The organism is Mucilaginibacter sp. KACC 22773 (assembly GCF_028736215.1).
Taxonomy (GTDB): domain Bacteria; phylum Bacteroidota; class Bacteroidia; order Sphingobacteriales; family Sphingobacteriaceae; genus Mucilaginibacter.
Genome location: NZ_CP117883.1, coordinates 4,710,898 through 4,728,116, shown reverse-complemented (window position 1 = coordinate 4,728,116; position 17,219 = coordinate 4,710,898). Strand labels below are relative to the sequence as shown.

The window sequence follows — 17,219 nt, the reverse complement described above, 5'->3', positions numbered from 1 at the left end:
TTGCCGCAAAATTTGACAAACAAATGCCGCATTGTATGATTACAATAATTACATTGGCCTACCATAATATTGCGATGGACGATTCTGATATATTGATCATAGGGGCCGGTGCGGCGGGTTTAATGGCTGCACGCACGTTGGCAAAAGCCGGTAAAAAAGTTACCGTACTGGAGGCCCGCGACCGCATTGGCGGCCGCATTCACACGCTCGAAAATGCATCGGGCCAACAACCCCTGGAACTGGGCGCCGAGTTCATACACGGCGATTTACCGCTCACAAAATCATTATTGGATGAGGCAGGCATTGCTTATAACCATGCCGGCGCATCTATGTGGCGGTATGAGGATGGGGAGTTTAAACAGAACGAAACCTTTGTTGAACATTGGGATGCCTTCCTTAATAAACTGGGTGATTTAGAGCAGGATATGAGCATCAACTGTTTCCTGCTTCGCGAATTTAAAGGCGAAAAATACCGGCGTTTGAGGGAATCGGTACGCCAGTTTGTATCCGGATATGATAACGCCGACCCCAAAAAAGCAAGCTCGTTTTCGCTGCGCCGCGAATGGCAATCTGAAAACGATGGAGCACAATACCGGGTACCAGGTGGCTACGGTAAATTGGCAAGTTTTTTGGCCGGTGAGATAATTGCTGCCGGTGGGCAGATACACCTGAATGCTGTAGTAAAGAAAATTTATTGGCAACAGCATTGTGTAAAAGTGGTTAGCAGTGTTGGCTGTACGCATTCGGCAAAGCAATTAATTGTGGCTTTACCCCTTGGCGTTCTGCAGGTTAACGCAGGCGATTCCGGGGCGATCAGTTTTAATCCCGAGATTCCGGATCATACCAAAGCCATCAATGCTTTAGGCTTTGGGGCGGTAATAAAAATCCTGCTGGAGTTTGATGAGGCTTTTTGGGAAGACAAGCAAACCGAAAAGCTGGCCGGCAAAAGCCTCAGTAACATGGGCTATTTATTTAGCACCGAGGAAATCCCCACCTGGTGGACACAGGCGCCCCGGCATACCAATATGCTAACCGGCTGGATAGGCGGCCCCGAAGCTGCCGAAAAAACGGATACCCACAATACCGAAATACTAAGGCAAAGCCTGCAATCATTAGCCAATATTTTTAACCGCGATGAGGAACAACTTAAACAAAGGCTTCGTAACTACCACATAGTGAACTGGACGGCAGATGAATTTGCCCGTGGCTCCTACGCTTATGATACGGTGGAAGCCGGCCAGGCGCGCTCCATTCTACTTGAACCTGTAGAAGATACTATTTTCTTCGCCGGCGAATACTTATATAATGGCACCGCTATGGGTACTGTTGAAGCAGCATTGGATAGCGGGTTGCGCGCTGCGGAGCGGATTAAGCAATTCTGAAAAAGATTGGTCTTTCTACTTTTAAGCAGCAGGTATTAATATTTTCAATTAGGGATACGATAGTAACTAAATCTTTCGTTATAGGCGGATAAGTACCTTATCCAATGTCCAGATTATTCCTGACCCTGCTGTTTTCTTATTTAATTATCGTAAACCCGCGGCCCAAATTGCCGGATAGCAAGCGGGCCAGTGATGTGCGCGCTACGGTATGGCCCCGATTACAAAGAGAATTAAACGATAGGGGTTTCAAAGGGGAAGCACCCATTTACATCCGTATTTTTAAAGACCAGGATGCGCTTGAGGTTTGGAAAAAGGCAGGCAATAAATATAAGTTGTTTAAAACTTACGAGATTTGCTACTACTCGGGTAATCTGGGCACCAAAACCAAAAAAGGCGATAATAAAAGCCCCGAAGGCTTTTATACCATCGAACCAAAACAATTAAACCCGGCAAGTAAATATTACCTGGCCATTAATGTGGGCTATCCCAACAAGGTTGAACAGTTAAAAGGGTACACCGGCGATGCTATTATGATCCATGGGCACTGCGCATCTATTGGTTGTTACGCCATGACCGATGCGCGGATTGAGGAGATTTATACCCTTGTTTATAAGGCTTTCGAAGCGGGCCAGCAAAAAATCAACCTGGATATATTCCCATTCAGGATGGATAACGCGCACATGGATTTTTACAGTCATCAACCGTACATGGCTTTCTGGAAAACGCTTAAGCCCGGATATGAGAAGTTTGAAAAAACGCATATGCCCGTTACCTACTACATCAAAGGAAAGAATTATGCGTTTTAAGTTTTAATTGGAGACCAAGAAAAAAGTCCCCTTGCAATACGCAAAAGGACTTGATTTTCAGAACCCTCTCATTTGTAGAGAGTAGGGTAAAGCTTACGCTTCGCTATTATATTTTATTTCGCCAACATGTTTGTCAATCTGCCAGCGGCCGGTGCCTTCTTCGCCAATAACTTCAAACAGTTCAAGGGCGCGGCGTGCTTTGTATTCTTCTTCGCGCTGCTCTTTCAGGAACCAGTTTAAAAACTCCATGGTTACAAAATCTTGCTCCTTCATGCAGCGGGCATAAATGTTTTTGATAGAATTGGTAACGCTAATCTCCTGGTCCAGGGCCTCCTCAAACACTTCACGGAACGAATTATATTCCTGTTTAATGCCGGTGACCTCCGGAGATGCAGAATTGCCACCCATATCAAGGATGTATTTAAAGAATTTTAACTGGTGCATTCTTTCTTCTTCGGCTTGTTTAAAAAAGTAATCGGCCGAAAAATCGTAGCCATTACGGTTGCACCAGGATGCCATTGATAAATATACAGACGAAGAGTATGCTTCTTTTTTTACTTGTTGGTTTAAAAGCACTTCAATCTCGGTAGAAATGAGGCTTTTTATGCGGAGTAAGTCTTTCATGATGGATTAAATTGATTGGTTATTATATGCTTACGCAGGATGTTATACAATAATACCGCTATAATTTTATATTGTTCAATATAAAGTTAATATGAATTTAATCTAAATAGGTGAGTAGTGAGGTGAATTATGTTAAATATTTAAAACAATCTTCATCAACTTCAACTTGCCCTAATGACTAATGACTAATGACTAATGACTAATGACTAATGACTAATGACTAATGACTAATGACTAATGACTAATGACTAATGACTAATGACTAATGACTAATGACTAATGACTAACTTATCGTGTAATATGTGGTTTAACTCCAACATTACAAAGGTTCCTTCCAGCAGTTCTTTCAGGGCTATAATTTGTACAAGGGTTAAAACGTAGCAGTGGTCGCAGGCGCAAATAAAGATGATCTCCACATCGGGATCTTTGGTGGTATTGAGCAGGGCATGCTCGATATCTATATGATAAACTGCTTTACGGAGCTTTAATAAACAACGATAATCAAATTTGGCAACCTTACCGGCAAAATCAACATACCAGCAACGCTCTTCATCACATTGATAAATGGCTCCTTTTGTTGTTTTAAAAACATCGGTCCAGTGAGTTGTTTGGGCAAGCGTCGCAATCATATAATATTACAAAGGTTGTGTTTATTTATAATTAATCCAAATAGTATTAAGCTTTTTTTTGCAAGCATTTTTCCGCATCAACAATTATTAAAATTTTCGCACAACAAATCAATTTTATTATAAATTTGAAGCGCGGATAGGCCCAAAAGCCGTCCGCAGCCAATTACACTTTTTTTGACCTGTTTTATAGTATGAAAAAAACTTTACTTTTTGCCTTATGCAGCCTTGTGCTTGCGTTGGGTGCATCGGCACAAATGCCTGCTTTAGAGCGTGTTGAGCCTATGTCGTGGTGGGTGGGTATGAGCAACCCTAACCTGCAATTGATAGTGCATGGCAACAACATTGCCGGCCGGAATGTAGTAATTAATTACCGCGGCGTAAAGCTGAAAGCGGTGCATAAAGTAGAAAATTCAAATTATTTATTCCTCGATCTGCAGCTTCTTTCTTCTGCAGTTCCGGGAACGTTCCCGATAAAATTTACAAAGGCCGGCCAAAAGGACCTGGTTTACCAATATACGCTAAATAAACGTGACAAATCTGCCGGCCGCATCCAGGGCGTAACCAGCAAGGATCTGATCTACCTCATTATGCCCGATCGCTTCAGCAACGGAGATGAAAGCAACGACTCATTTGATAATATGCGCGAGAAAGGTGTTCATCGCGATTCGATGTATAGCCGCCATGGCGGTGATATCCAGGGAGTGATAAACCACCTTGATTATTTAAAAGCATTAGGCATTACTGCAATCTGGATGACCCCGGAAATTGAGAACGACGAACCGCACGCATCATACCATGGCTACGCCGTTACCGATTATTATAAAATAGACCCACGTTACGGCACCAACGAGCTATACAAAAAATTTGTTGAAAAATGCCACAGCATGGGCATTAAGGTAATTAAAGACCTGGTGCACAACCATGCCGGTACCGAAGGCTATACCATTATGGATATGCCAATGAAAAGCTGGGTACACCAGTGGCCAACATATACCAAATCAAATTTCAGGGATGCCGCAGTGATGGATCCGCATGCTTCGCCAATGGACCGCAAACTGATGGCCGATGGATGGTTTGATCATCGGATGGCCGATATGAATCAAAATAACACTTACGTACAAAACTACCTTACACAAAACCACATTTGGTGGGTGGAATATGCAGGTATCGATGGTTTCCGCTTAGATACTTACCCGTATAACGATCCGGCATATATGGCCAAATGGGCGCAGGATGTTAAGGCCGAATTTCCAAAGCTTTCCATTTTTGGCGAAACGCTGGTATGGTCGGCAGCAAACCAAGCCTTTTTTACACAGGGTAATACTGTTAATCGCGGTATGGATACCCACCTGCCTGGTGTAACCGATGCCGTATTGAAAGACGCTATTTACGAGGCCTTAAACGGTAATGACGGATGGACAGATGGCGTTGGTCGCCTATACTCCGTTATAGCGCAGGACTTTTTGTACCAGGATGCCACCCGTAACACCATATTTATGGATAACCATGATATGAGCCGCCTGTTATCTGTTGTGAAAGAGGATTTTACGAAATATAAATCAGCCATGGCCATGTTGCTGACCATGCGTGGCGTGCCGCAGTTATATTATGGCGACGAGATCCTGATGAAAAACTATTCTGATCCGGATGGCCTTGTACGTGAGGATTTTGCCGGCGGCTGGAAAGGGGATAAAGAGAATAAATTTACTGCCGATGGCCGTAGCAAAAAAGAAAACGAGGCCTTTAACTATGTAAGCAAGCTGGCCAATTACCGCAAAGGCACAACCGCACTGCAAACCGGAAAAATGATGCAGTTTGTACCCGAAAAGGGAATTTATGTATACTTCAGGTATGATGCCGCCAAAACGGTGATGATTATTTTCAACAGCAGCGATAAAGATCAAACTACAACAACCGACCGGTATTTTGAACGAATTGGCGATGCCAAAAAAGCCCGCAATGTGATAACTGACGAGCCTGTTGACCTGGCACAAGTGAACATACCTGGCAAAACAACTTTGGTGCTCGAAATATTACCCGGCGGTACTCATTAAAAATTATATCTTAGTGGCTTTGAGCCGCGTATCTAAAAAGTTACAATGAACAATATTAAAGCATGTATTTTCGATCTGGATGGTGTAATTGTTGATACAGCCGTTTATCATTATAAGGCCTGGAAACAATTAGCCAACTCCCTGGGCTTCGATTTTACAGAACACCAGAACGAACAATTAAAAGGCGTAAGCCGGGTACGCTCGCTCGAGCTTATTTTAGGCTGGGGAGGCGTAACCAAAACTGCTGCAGAGCAGGAAATTTTGGCTACCCAAAAAAATACCTGGTACATGGAAATGGTTAACCAGATGAAACCCGATGAAATACTGCCCGGTGCAAAGGAGTTTGTAGAAATATGCCGCAAAGCAGGTATCAAGATAGCCTTGGGCTCGGCCAGCAAAAACTCGATGACCATCCTCAACAAAATTGGTATTACCAATCTTTTCGATGCGGTTATTGATGGCAACAAAGTAAGCAAAGCCAAACCCGATCCTGAAGTTTTTTTAGCAGGAGCCAAGGCCCTAAGTGTTGAACCCGAAGAATGCGTGGTATTTGAAGATGCCATTGCCGGGATAGAGGCAGCTAAAGCCGGCGGTATGAAGGTAGTTGGCATAGGCCAGCCCGGCGTACTGGATGCCGATTTGGTAATCAGCGGGTTAGATAAAATGACGTTAGATAAATTATTTAAATTATAAGAAGCCCCACCCAACCCTCCCCTAAAGGGTAGGGCTTTTAAAAGTCTCCCCTTTAGGGGAGATTTAGAGGGGCTTAATGCATTGTTATGAAAAATTACATTAAAGTTGATGAGTGGAAGATAATCGAAGAGGGCTTTGATGCACATCATCACCAGGTATCTGAAAGCATATTTAGTTTGGGTAATGGCCGCATGGGCCAGCGAGCCAACTTTGAGGAGGCATACAGCGGCGAAACCCTGCTGGGCAACTATGTTGCCGGGGTATATTATCCCGATAAAACCCGCGTAGGCTGGTGGAAAAACGGCTACCCTGAATACTTTGCCAAAGTGCTGAATGCCGCTAACTGGACAATTATTGATGTAGTTTTAGGTGGCGAACAATTGGATTTGGCCAAATGCGAGGTTACCGGCTTCCGCCGTGAATTGAACATGAAGGAAGGTTACCTGAAACGTACATTTACCGCAAAAACCGCATCGGGCAAAGAAGTATCGGTTGAAGCCTGCCGCTTTTGCAGTATGGTTGATGATGAAACGGCTGCTATCAGGTACACAATTACTCCATTAAACTTTAGCGGTACCATCGCTATTACCCCGGCTATTGACGGCGATGTGGTGAACAAGGATTCCAACTACGACGAGAAGTTTTGGGACGAGGTGACCAAAGCTAACCAGCCTGATGGCGGCTACATAGTAATGCGCACCAAAAAAACCGGTTTTGAAGTAGCTACCGGTATGAAATTCAGTGTTTTGAAAAATGGCGAAACTATCCGGCCAAAAACAACAACGATATCGAAAGAAAAATACGTAGCATCAAAAATTGAATTACAGGCACAGCAGGGTCAAAGCATCAGCATTATTAAGTACGTCGCTAACCTGTCGTCACAAAATCATAAACCCGAAGAACTGGTTGCCTCGTTGGCAGCTACTTTAAATCGCATTAGCGCTAAGGGCTTTGAAACCATGCTTGCCGAACAGGCCGCTGCCTGGGCCGAAAAATGGAAACACAACGATATCATTATCGAAGGTGATGAATCGGCTCAGCAAGCCATCCGCTTTAATATTTTTCAGCTTAACCAGACCTATACCGGCGAAGACGACCGCCTGAATATTGGCCCGAAAGGCTTTACCGGCGAAAAATACGGAGGCTCGACCTATTGGGATACCGAGGCTTATTGCGTACCTTTTTACCTTGCCACCGCGCCGCAAAAGGTTACCCGCAACCTATTGCTTTACCGTTATAAACAATTGGGCAAGGCTATCGAGAATGCGGCTTTATTAGGTTTTAAAAACGGGGCAGCATTATATCCCATGGTTACTATGGATGGTACCGAATGCCATAACGAGTGGGAGATCACCTTTGAAGAAATTCACCGGAATGGCGCTATCGCTTACGCTATTTTTAACTACGTGCGCTATACCGCCGATGAAGCATACCTGGCCGATTATGGCTTTGAAGTGCTGATAGCGATAGCCAGGTTTTGGTCGCAACGGGTAAGCTGGTCGCAGGATAAGCAACTATATGTAATGCTGGGTGTTACCGGGCCAAATGAGTACGAGAATAATGTAAACAATAACTGGTATACCAGCATGCTGGCCGTTTGGTGTATGAAATATACCATGGAAGCTGCCGAAAAAGTGAAGACAGCCGATAAGGCTAAATACGATGCCCTTGCGGCCAGGATCGGCCTGGATGAGGCTACAGAGTTTAGCCGTTTTGGCCACATTGTTGAAAATATGTACCTGGGCCACGATGAAAAGCGGGGCATATTTTTACAGCAGGACGGTTACCTGGATAAAGAACAGATATTAGTAAAAGACCTGCCGGCAACAGATCGCCCGTTGAACCAGAAATGGAGCTGGGATAGGATACTGCGCTCCTGCTACATTAAACAGGCCGACGTATTACAGGGCATTTACTTTTTTGAAGATGATTACGATATAGATACAATCCGCAGAAATTTTGATTATTACGAGCCACGCACGGTGCATGAGTCGTCATTGTCGCCATGTGTGCACGCTATTTTAGCTGCCAAATTGGGTGATGAGGCTCGTGCTTACGAATTTTACCTGCGTACTGCCCGCTTAGATTTGGACGATTACAATAACGATACCGAAGATGGCTGCCACATCACCTCAATGGCCGGCACGTGGATGGCTGTTGTGGAAGGTTTTGGCGGTATGCGTGTAAGAGATGGCAAACTGTTGTTCCAGCCGTTTATCCCCGAAAAATGGGCGTCTTTTTCGTTCCATATCGGTTTCCGTGGGGCTTTGCTAAATATCAAAGTAAGCAAGGAAGGCGTGCAAATCAAAAACCTGTCTGATGTGGCAACCACGGTATCTGTTTACGGAAAAGATCAGTTGGTAAATGCCAACGAGGAATTATTGGTTGAGGCATAATGAAAAGCAATAAACTTTTCTCCTGTTTTATAGCGGTATCAATGATTCCGTTAATTTCGCTTGCGCAGACGAAACATCACCCTAAAAAAACGAAAATGGAACAAACCGCAGCCAATCATAAGCTGATCATATACCAACTATTGCCACGGCTTTTTGGCAATACTAAAACACTTAACAAAACCAATGGCTCAATTGAAGAGAATGGCGTTGGCAAGCTAAACGACATTAACGATAAAGCCCTTCAGGAAATTAAAAAAATGGGCTTCACCTATGTTTGGTATACCGGCGTAATTGAGCATGCCACCATGACTGATTATTCGGCTTACGGCATTAAGGCCGACGATCCGGATATTGTGAAGGGCAGGGCAGGTTCACCGTATGCCATTAAGGACTATTATGATATTGATCCTGATCTGGCCGTTGACGTGAAAAACCGCATCCGTGAATACGAGGAACTCATCAAACGTACCCATGCCAGCGGTTTAAAGGTGTTGATGGATTTGGTACCCAACCACGTGGCCCGTACTTATGCATCAGATGTAAAACCGGCCGGCGTACGCGACTTCGGTCAGGATGATGATAAAAGCAAAGGCTTTAGCCCGCAAAATGACTTTTACTACATACCAGGGCAATCATTTACGGTTCCGCCGGGATACAATCCCGGCGGCGATGAATTTAAAAGCCCTTTAAAGGATGGTAAATTTGATGAGAATCCAGCCAAAGCAACTGGTAACGATGTGTTCAGCGCATCGCCATCTATTAATGATTGGTTCGAGACGATGAAGTTGAACTATGGGGTTGATTACATGGATCATCGCCGAGGCCACTTCGACCCGGTGCCACCGCTTTGGAATAAAGTTTACGATATTTTAAAATACTGGACTGCCAAAGGTGTTGATGGTTTTCGCTGCGATATGGTAGAAATGGTGCCTATTGAATTCTGGGCTTGGGTAATTCCAAAAATGAAAGCGGAGCATCCCGGCATCGTTTTCATTGGCGAAGCATACGATAAAGGCAAATACAGCGATTATATATTTAAAGGACATTTTGATTACCTGTACGATAAGGTTGGCTTGTACGATACTATCCGCAACTTAACCCGTAACGATTACCACACCAATACCTGGGGAATAAACGCCGTGTGGAACCACGATAGCAAAGGTATAGACGAACATATGCTCCGTTTTATGGAAAACCATGACGAGCAACGCATTGCATCGCCTGATTTTGCGGGCAACCCATGGCTGGCCGTACCGGGTATGATAATAACAGCTACCCTAAATACCGGGCCGGTAATGATCTACTTTGGCCAGGAAGTTGGCGAACCCGGAGCAGGTAGTGAAGGCTTTAGCGGTAATGATGGCCGCAGCTCGATATTTGACTATTGGGGTGTGCCCGAACACCAGAAATGGCTTAACGGCGGCGCTTATGACGGCGGTAAACTATCTGATAATCAGAAAAAATTGCGCGACTTTTATAGTACCCTGCTTAACGCCGTACACAACAGCGAAGCCATTAAAACCGGCGCTTTTTATGAACTGATGATGGCTAATGAGCACCAGCCTGGTTTTGATACTAAAATGTACGTATACCTGCGTTATACCAATAATCAGCGTATATTAGTGATAACCAATTTTAACCGGGATGCCCGCAAATTAAGCGTAAAACTCCCGGATGACCTGTTACACAAACTAAATATAAACGGCAAACAGCAATTTACCGATCTGCTCAGCGGCAGCAAATTCGGCACCAGTGATATTAAAAATGGTGTTGAAGTAACTGTAGGGGCCAGTAGCGGGTTGATGCTGGAGTTTTAGTATTTTTTATATGTTATTGCGAGGTACGAAGCAATCGCGAACTATGCATATCCGATTTGCATCCTTGCGATTGCTTCGTACCTCGCAATGACATATTATGGAGTATGCCAGCCATAAAAGACTAATGAACTAATGAACCAGTGAACCAATGAACCAAAAAGATGAATAAAGTATTACAAAAGCCAAGATTAAGTTTCTGGCAAATCTGGAACATGAGCTTTGGCTTTTTGGGTATCCAGTTTGGCTTCGCGCTGCAAACCGGGTATGCAAGCCGCATATTGCAAACCTTTGGTGCCGATGTGGGTAACCTGTCGTTTTTTTGGTTGGCAGCCCCGCTTACCGGGATGATCATTCAGCCAATTATCGGGCATTACAGCGATCGTACCTGGAACCGTTTGGGCCGGCGTCGCCCTTATTTTTTAACCGGCGCTTTGCTGTCTGGTTTGGCGCTTTGCTTTTTGCCGAATTCATCGGGGCTTGCATTTTTAATCCCGCCCATAATTGTTGGCGCAGGTATGCTCATGCTGATGGATGCATCCTTTAACGTTGCTATGGAGCCGTTTAGGGCATTGGTTGCCGATAACCTGCCCGATAGTCAGCATACTGCCGGGTTTTCCATGCAGACTTGCCTGATAGGCGTGGGCGCCATTATGGGTTCGGTATTGCCATCTGTTTTAAGCGAATGGCTTCATGTGCCTTCAGTTGCGGCAAAGGGCATCGTACCTGATAATCTGCTTTATTCATTTTATGCCGGCGGGCTGATATTAATCGGTTGTATTTTATGGACGGTTGTAAAAACAAAAGAATACCCGCCCGAAGAATATGCTAAATTTCATGAGCCAGATGCAGAAACGGTAAAGCGAAGCGGCATTATGGAATTTATAAATGATTTGGTAAACATGCCCAAAACCATGAAACAGCTTGGTTTGGTACAGTTTTTTTCGTGGTTTGCCCTGTTCTCCATGTGGGTTTGGACAACCCCTGCCATAGCTACACACATATTTCATCTGCCTTCGGGCGATACATCTTCACAGGCTTATAACAATGCCAGTGATTTTGTAGGTAAAATGTTTGGCGTATACAACGGCGTTTCGGCATTGTACGCACTATCATTACCGTGGATAGTTAAAAAGATTAACCGGAAAAGAACGCATGCTTTTTCATTAGCCATGGGCGGTATTGGTTTAATTTCGGTGTTTTTTATTGAAAACCATAATTTGTTGTACTTGTCAATGGTTGGCGTAGGCTTGGCGTGGGGCAGTATTTTGGCCATGCCGTATGCCATATTATCAAGCTCGATACCGGCAAAAAAAATCGGGGTTTACATGGGGCTGTTCAACTTTTTTATCACGTTTCCGCAAATAGTAAGCAGCCTTAGCAGCAGCCTTATTATCAAACATTTGTTTAATAGCGAGTCGATTTACGGTTTAATTATGGGTGGTGTTTTTATGTTTATCGCAGCTATATCGGTGTTTTTTGTGCAGGATGGTAAGAAAATTCAAATAATAGAGGTTTCAAATTGAAGAAAACGTTAAAAACTACCTCGGTTAATGATTTTTCCTCAAATCAAATGTCGTATATTGCGTAGTAAGTACACATTATACATATTTGCACAAACCCCGTTAAATAATTTGAATGGAAAGTAACACACCCAATCCGGAAGAGCTAACCAGTAAGATAGTTGAAATTAAAAACTTGCTGGAAGAAGAAGAGGAAGAGGAGTTTCATCACCTTAATAACCCAGCCGATGGCATAAAACCCATCATCAAAAAATACCTTGGCATACCAAACCATGCCGATCAGATAGGCAATAAATTTTACTTTACAGATGGCGATGCCAAAGTAGAAGTTGTTGTTGTTACCGACGAGATTATCCGTGTAAGATTGGCGCCGCATAGCGTTTTCCTTGAAGAATTCTCATACGCCGTTCCAAAGCTGGAGCATAAAGCCGCAGCCTTCACCCTGTATGAGGATGATAACGAGTTTCGTGTAGCAACTAAATCGATAAATTGTCATATCCGTAAAAAGGATTTTTTCATTTCGTTTTCTGATAGCAATAACCATGTAACCAGTTCAGACGCCGTACCTATGCACTGGGAAGAGAATGTTCAGTTTGGTGGTTATTACGTGTTTTGCACCAAAACATGCGCTAAAGATGAAAGCTTTTTTGGCCTGGGCGATAAGCCTACCGAGCTTAACCTGCGTGGTAAAAGGCTGAAGAACTGGAACACCGATGCATACTCCTTTGCCTGGAACCAGGATCCGCTTTACCGTAGCATTCCTTTTTACATCAGCGTAAACGAGGGTATTGCCCACGGTATATTTTTTGATAATACCTTTAAGGCGCATTTTGATTTTGGCGCCGAAGACAAAACCAAAACCAGTTTTTGGGCTGATGGCGGCGAACTGCAATACTATTATATCCACGGACCCCACATGATGGATGTGGTAAAAAGCTACCACATTTTAACAGGCACGCACCCAATGCCACCGCTTTGGGCGCTGGGTTATCACCAGTGCCGATGGAGTTATTATCCCGAAGCCAAGGTACGTAAAATTGCCAAAGGTTTCCGCGAAAATAAGATCCCCTGCGATGGTATCTATTTAGATATCGATTACATGGATGGCTACCGTTGCTTTACCTGGAATAAGAAATACTTCCCGGACCCGAAGAAAATGATCAGCGAATTGGCTGCAGATGGGTTTAAAACCGTTGTAATTATTGATCCGGGCATCCGTGTTGATGATAACTATTGGGTGTTTAAAGAAGGTAAAGAAAATAGATATTTTTGCCGCCGCAGCGATGATTACTTTATGGAAGGTCACGTTTGGCCGGGTCGCTGCCAGTTTCCGGATTTTACCAACCCCGAAGTGCGCGAATGGTGGGGAGGCTTATTTGAGGAGTTGGTAGATATGGGCGTGGCCGGCGTTTGGAATGATATGAACGAACCTGCCGTGTTTGGAGCAGGCACGTTCCCGGATGATGTTAGGCATCAATACGATGGGCACCGTGGGTCGCACCGCAAGGCACATAATGTTTACGGAATGCAAATGGTACGCTCAACCTACGAAGGTTTGCGCAAGATCATGAAAAACAAACGTCCTTTTACTATAACCAGGGCGGGATACTCGGGCGTACAACGTTACTCATCCGCGTGGACGGGCGATAATGTGGCCTCATGGGAACACCTCAAATTAGGCAACATCCAATGCCAGCGCCTATCAGTATCGGGCATCCCTTTCTGCGGTACAGATATTGGCGGTTTTAGCGGCGAGCCTGATGGCGAACTATTTACCCGCTGGATACAGTTGGGCACCTTCTCGCCTTTTATGCGCGCGCACTCTGCAGGTGATACCAAAGAGCGCGAGCCCTGGAGTTTTGGCGAACCGTTTACCGAAATCAATCGCAAATTTATCGAGCTGCGTTACAGGCTTATTCCGTACTTATACTCTACTTTTTGGGAGCACCACCGCTACGGTTTCCCTATTTTGAGGCCGGTGGTAATGCATGAGCAGGATGTGTTGTTAAACCACTTCCGCCAGGATGAATTTACCTATGGCGATAAAATTTTGGTTTGCCCGGTAATGGAGCCAGGCCAGATAAAACGCAACGTGTACCTGCCAAAAGGTAAATGGTTCAATTACTGGACATTTGAAGTGCTGGAAGGTGGTAAGGAAGTAACCGTTGACACCCCGCTGGAAACCATGCCGCTGTTTGTAAAGGCCGGATCGGTAATACCCGAATACCCGGTGATGCAATACACAGGCGAAAAGGAAATTGAAGAAGTTAAACTGAACGTTTACTATACCGATTACGAAGTAAACTCTTTCCTGTTTGAAGATTACGGCGAAACTTTTGCCTATGAGCAAGATATTTACCTTGAAAAAAAATTTGTGGTAAATGGCAACTCAAGAAAGCTAACCATAGGCCAAAGCATGGAGGGACTGTACACTCCACGCTATGAGGGCTATCACTTTAACGTTATCGGCTTACCATTTAAGCCACACAAAATAATGGTCGACGGTAAAAATGTAACAGCTTTTACCATCAACGCTGATGGCACCATGGAGTTTAAATACAGTAAAAAGTTTAAGCAGATAGAAATCTCAAAATAACAAAGCATAAAAAAGCCGCCCTAAAAAGGCGGCTTTTTTATGCTTTGTACAGTTTTAAATACCAGGTCAATGTCTTAACTCCTGATTCTTGTCTCTTGATTCTTCGCCACCCATCCTGCTTTAAAAAATAAATCCCTTAAACCCTGCATAATGTCATAATCCTGTTATATTTGATTTTATATAAACCAAACTCAATCCTGTAATTTGGGTTATTGTTACAAGCCCCTACAGGTTATCTATATCATGGCCAAAAAAACGAAGACAACCGACACCCCGCTACCGGAAGAAAAGCCTGTAAAAGAAAAAAAAGCAACCAAAGCAAAGGCAAATAAAGTTGAACCCGAAGTTGTTGCAGACACCGCTAAAAAAGCTGTAAAAGCTAAAGCAGCGCCAGTTGCGAAAACAACCAAGCCCAAAACCGCTAAAGTCAAAGTTGCCGAAGCGGTACAAGCCACAAATACTGTAATATTAAAAGCCGTTGAGCCATATAGCCGCTTTACCGATTTTGATATCAGTTTATTTAAGTCGGGAAAGCACTTTAAGCTTTATGAAAAGTTTGGCTCGCACGTGGTGGAATATCAGGGCGTAGTGGGTACCTACTTTTCCGTTTGGGCGCCAAACGCGCAGTATGTATCGGTTATAGCAAACTTTAACGGCTGGAACCGCGGTTCGCACAGTTTGAATGCCCGTTGGGATTCATCCGGCATCTGGGAAGGTTTTATCCCGAATGTGGGCGTAGGCGAAACCTATAAATATTATATAAAATCATCAACCGGCGAAGACCTGGAAAAGGCCGATCCTTTTGCCCTGCGCTGGGAAGTACCGCCAAGCACAGCATCCATAGTTGTTGATACCTTTTACGAATGGACCGATGGCGACTGGATGGCTAACCGCCATGAGCATAATGCGCTTGATAAACCTTACAGCGTTTACGAAGTGCACCTGGGTTCATGGGCCCGCAGCCCCGAAAGCCCCGACCAGTTTTTAACTTATACCGAACTGGCGCACAAACTGGTGCCATACGTTAAAGAAATGGGCTTTACACACGTAGAGTTTATGCCTATAATGGAGCACCCGTATTATCCAAGCTGGGGCTACCAAATTTCGGGCTACTTTGCTGCGGCTTCCCGTTATGGCTCGCCCCAGGAACTGATGTTTCTTATCGAAGAATTTCACAAGGCTGGCATCGGTGTAATCCTGGATTGGGTGCCATCGCATTTCCCGGGCGATATTCATGCTTTGTACAAATTTGATGGCACACACCTGTATGAGCATGCCGACGCCCGTAAAGGATTCCATCCCGATTGGAAATCGTATATATTTAACTATGGGCGTAACGAAGTTAGGTCATTCCTGATTAGTAACGCGCTGTTTTGGCTGGATAGATACCATGCCGATGGTTTACGGGTAGATGCTGTAGCATCTATGCTTTACCTTGATTACTCGCGCAAACATGGCGAGTGGGAGGCAAATATTTATGGCGGTAACGAAAACCTGGAAGCTATTTCGTTCCTGAAAGAGTTTAACGAGGCCGTTTACAGTCATTTCCCATCAACCCAAACCATTGCCGAAGAATCTACATCGTTTACCGGTGTTAGCCGCCCGGTTTATTTGGGAGGCTTAGGTTTCGGGATGAAATGGATGATGGGATGGATGCACGATACCATCGATTATTTTAAAGAAGATCCTATCCACCGTAAGTATCACCATAACGAAATCACCTTTAGTACCATATACGCCTTTACCGAAAACTTTATGCTGCCTTTCTCGCACGATGAGGTGGTATACGGCAAAGGTAGCATGCTGCGCAAAATGCCCGGTGATGAGTGGCAGCAATTTGCCAACCTGCGCCTCATGTACAGTTACATGTTTACGCACCCGGGTACCAAATTGCTATTTATGGGTGCCGAGTTTGGGCAGGGTGATGAGTGGAATTATAGCCAGTCGTTACAATGGCATGTAATGCAATATCCTAATCACCAGGGTATGGCTGCAACGGTTAAAGCGCTTAACCAGCTGTATAAGGATGAGCCTGCGCTGTATGAAAAAGCCTTTGACTTTACCGGCTTTGAATGGATAGACGGTGGCAACGCCAACGACTCGATACTGGTTTATGGCCGTATGGGGCATAACCGCGCCGACGACCTGGTAATTATCCTGAACATGACCCCGGTACCGCGTTATAACTACCGCATTGGCGTACCCGCAGGCGGCAAATGGCAGGAAGTATTTAACTCAGATGCTCAAAACCTTTGGGGCAGCGGTATCATCAATTACGACGCGGTAACTGCCGATGCCGAAAAATGGCATGGCAAGGATAACTCCGTTAACATTACCATACCCCCTTTGGCAGCCACAGTATTTAAAAAAATACCCGATGCACCTGCCAAATACGAACTAAAGCGATAAATAACGCCAAATCGCTATAAATATATTCAACCATTTATTAAGCTTTTGCGTTTAATAAATGGTTGAATATTCATATTATACATTTACCTGCCCATGAATCCCAAATTTCGTAACCTTTTTATTGTAGGTGGCTCGGTAGCCCTGGTGTTGCTAATTATACAGGTATTCATGACCTACCCCGATATAAACGCCGTAAACATATTATTAAACGCCTTGCCCGCCCTGGTGCTTTATTACCTGGCCTATAAAACCTACCATGAGCATAAGGATGGCGAATTGATGTAAAATATATC

The 17,219-nt window shown here is 44.4% G+C and carries 12 protein-coding genes; 10 read left to right on the top strand and 2 right to left on the bottom strand.

Annotated features, from left to right (window positions below; genetic code table 11):
* Positions 1–35 precede the first annotated feature (35 nt).
* Complete coding sequence (locus PQ469_RS19290; RefSeq protein WP_274209148.1) at positions 36–1,382, top strand: flavin monoamine oxidase family protein; 1,347 nt, start codon at positions 36–38, stop codon at positions 1,380–1,382.
* Positions 1,383–1,486: 104 nt separating this feature from the next.
* Positions 1,487–2,188, top strand: coding sequence for a L,D-transpeptidase family protein (locus tag PQ469_RS19285; RefSeq protein ID WP_274209147.1), 702 nt, complete (start codon positions 1,487–1,489; stop codon positions 2,186–2,188).
* Positions 2,189–2,281: 93 nt separating this feature from the next.
* Here the strand turns inward: PQ469_RS19285 and PQ469_RS19280 are convergent, their stop codons facing one another.
* A complete protein-coding gene (locus tag PQ469_RS19280) occupies positions 2,282–2,812 on the bottom strand; it encodes a ferritin (protein WP_274209146.1) in 531 nt (176 codons plus the stop codon).
* Positions 2,813–3,081: 269 nt separating this feature from the next.
* Entirely contained in the window at positions 3,082–3,441 is a 360-nt protein-coding gene (locus PQ469_RS19275; protein ID WP_090644364.1) for a hypothetical protein, read from the bottom strand.
* 191 nt (positions 3,442–3,632) lie between these two features.
* Between PQ469_RS19275 and PQ469_RS19270 the strand changes: the two genes are divergently transcribed.
* From PQ469_RS19270 to PQ469_RS19235, 8 genes are all read left to right on the top strand, one after another.
* Complete coding sequence (locus tag PQ469_RS19270) at positions 3,633–5,495, top strand: glycoside hydrolase family 13 protein (protein WP_274209145.1); 1,863 nt, start codon at positions 3,633–3,635, stop codon at positions 5,493–5,495.
* A gap of 45 nt (positions 5,496–5,540) precedes the next feature.
* Positions 5,541–6,188 carry a beta-phosphoglucomutase gene (gene pgmB, locus PQ469_RS19265; RefSeq protein WP_274209144.1) on the top strand — a complete coding sequence of 216 codons (648 nt, stop codon included), beginning with the start codon at positions 5,541–5,543 and terminating at the stop codon, positions 6,186–6,188.
* Between the two features lie 86 nt (positions 6,189–6,274).
* Positions 6,275–8,584, top strand: a complete 2,310-nt coding sequence (locus tag PQ469_RS19260; RefSeq protein ID WP_274209143.1) for a glycoside hydrolase family 65 protein — start codon at positions 6,275–6,277, stop codon at positions 8,582–8,584.
* A gap of 95 nt (positions 8,585–8,679) precedes the next feature.
* Complete coding sequence (locus PQ469_RS19255) at positions 8,680–10,401, top strand: alpha-amylase family glycosyl hydrolase (RefSeq protein ID WP_274209142.1); 1,722 nt, start codon at positions 8,680–8,682, stop codon at positions 10,399–10,401.
* Positions 10,402–10,562: 161 nt separating this feature from the next.
* Entirely contained in the window at positions 10,563–11,924 is a 1,362-nt protein-coding gene (locus PQ469_RS19250) for an MFS transporter (protein ID WP_274209141.1), read from the top strand.
* 112 nt (positions 11,925–12,036) lie between these two features.
* A complete protein-coding gene (locus PQ469_RS19245) occupies positions 12,037–14,517 on the top strand; it encodes a glycoside hydrolase family 31 protein (protein ID WP_274209140.1) in 2,481 nt (826 codons plus the stop codon).
* Positions 14,518–14,760: 243 nt separating this feature from the next.
* On the top strand, positions 14,761–16,926 hold the full coding sequence (gene glgB / locus PQ469_RS19240) for a 1,4-alpha-glucan branching protein GlgB (protein WP_274209139.1): 2,166 nt from the start codon (positions 14,761–14,763) through the stop codon (positions 16,924–16,926).
* Between the two features lie 93 nt (positions 16,927–17,019).
* Positions 17,020–17,211, top strand: coding sequence for a hypothetical protein (locus PQ469_RS19235; protein ID WP_274209138.1), 192 nt, complete (start codon positions 17,020–17,022; stop codon positions 17,209–17,211).
* Positions 17,212–17,219 lie beyond the last annotated feature (8 nt).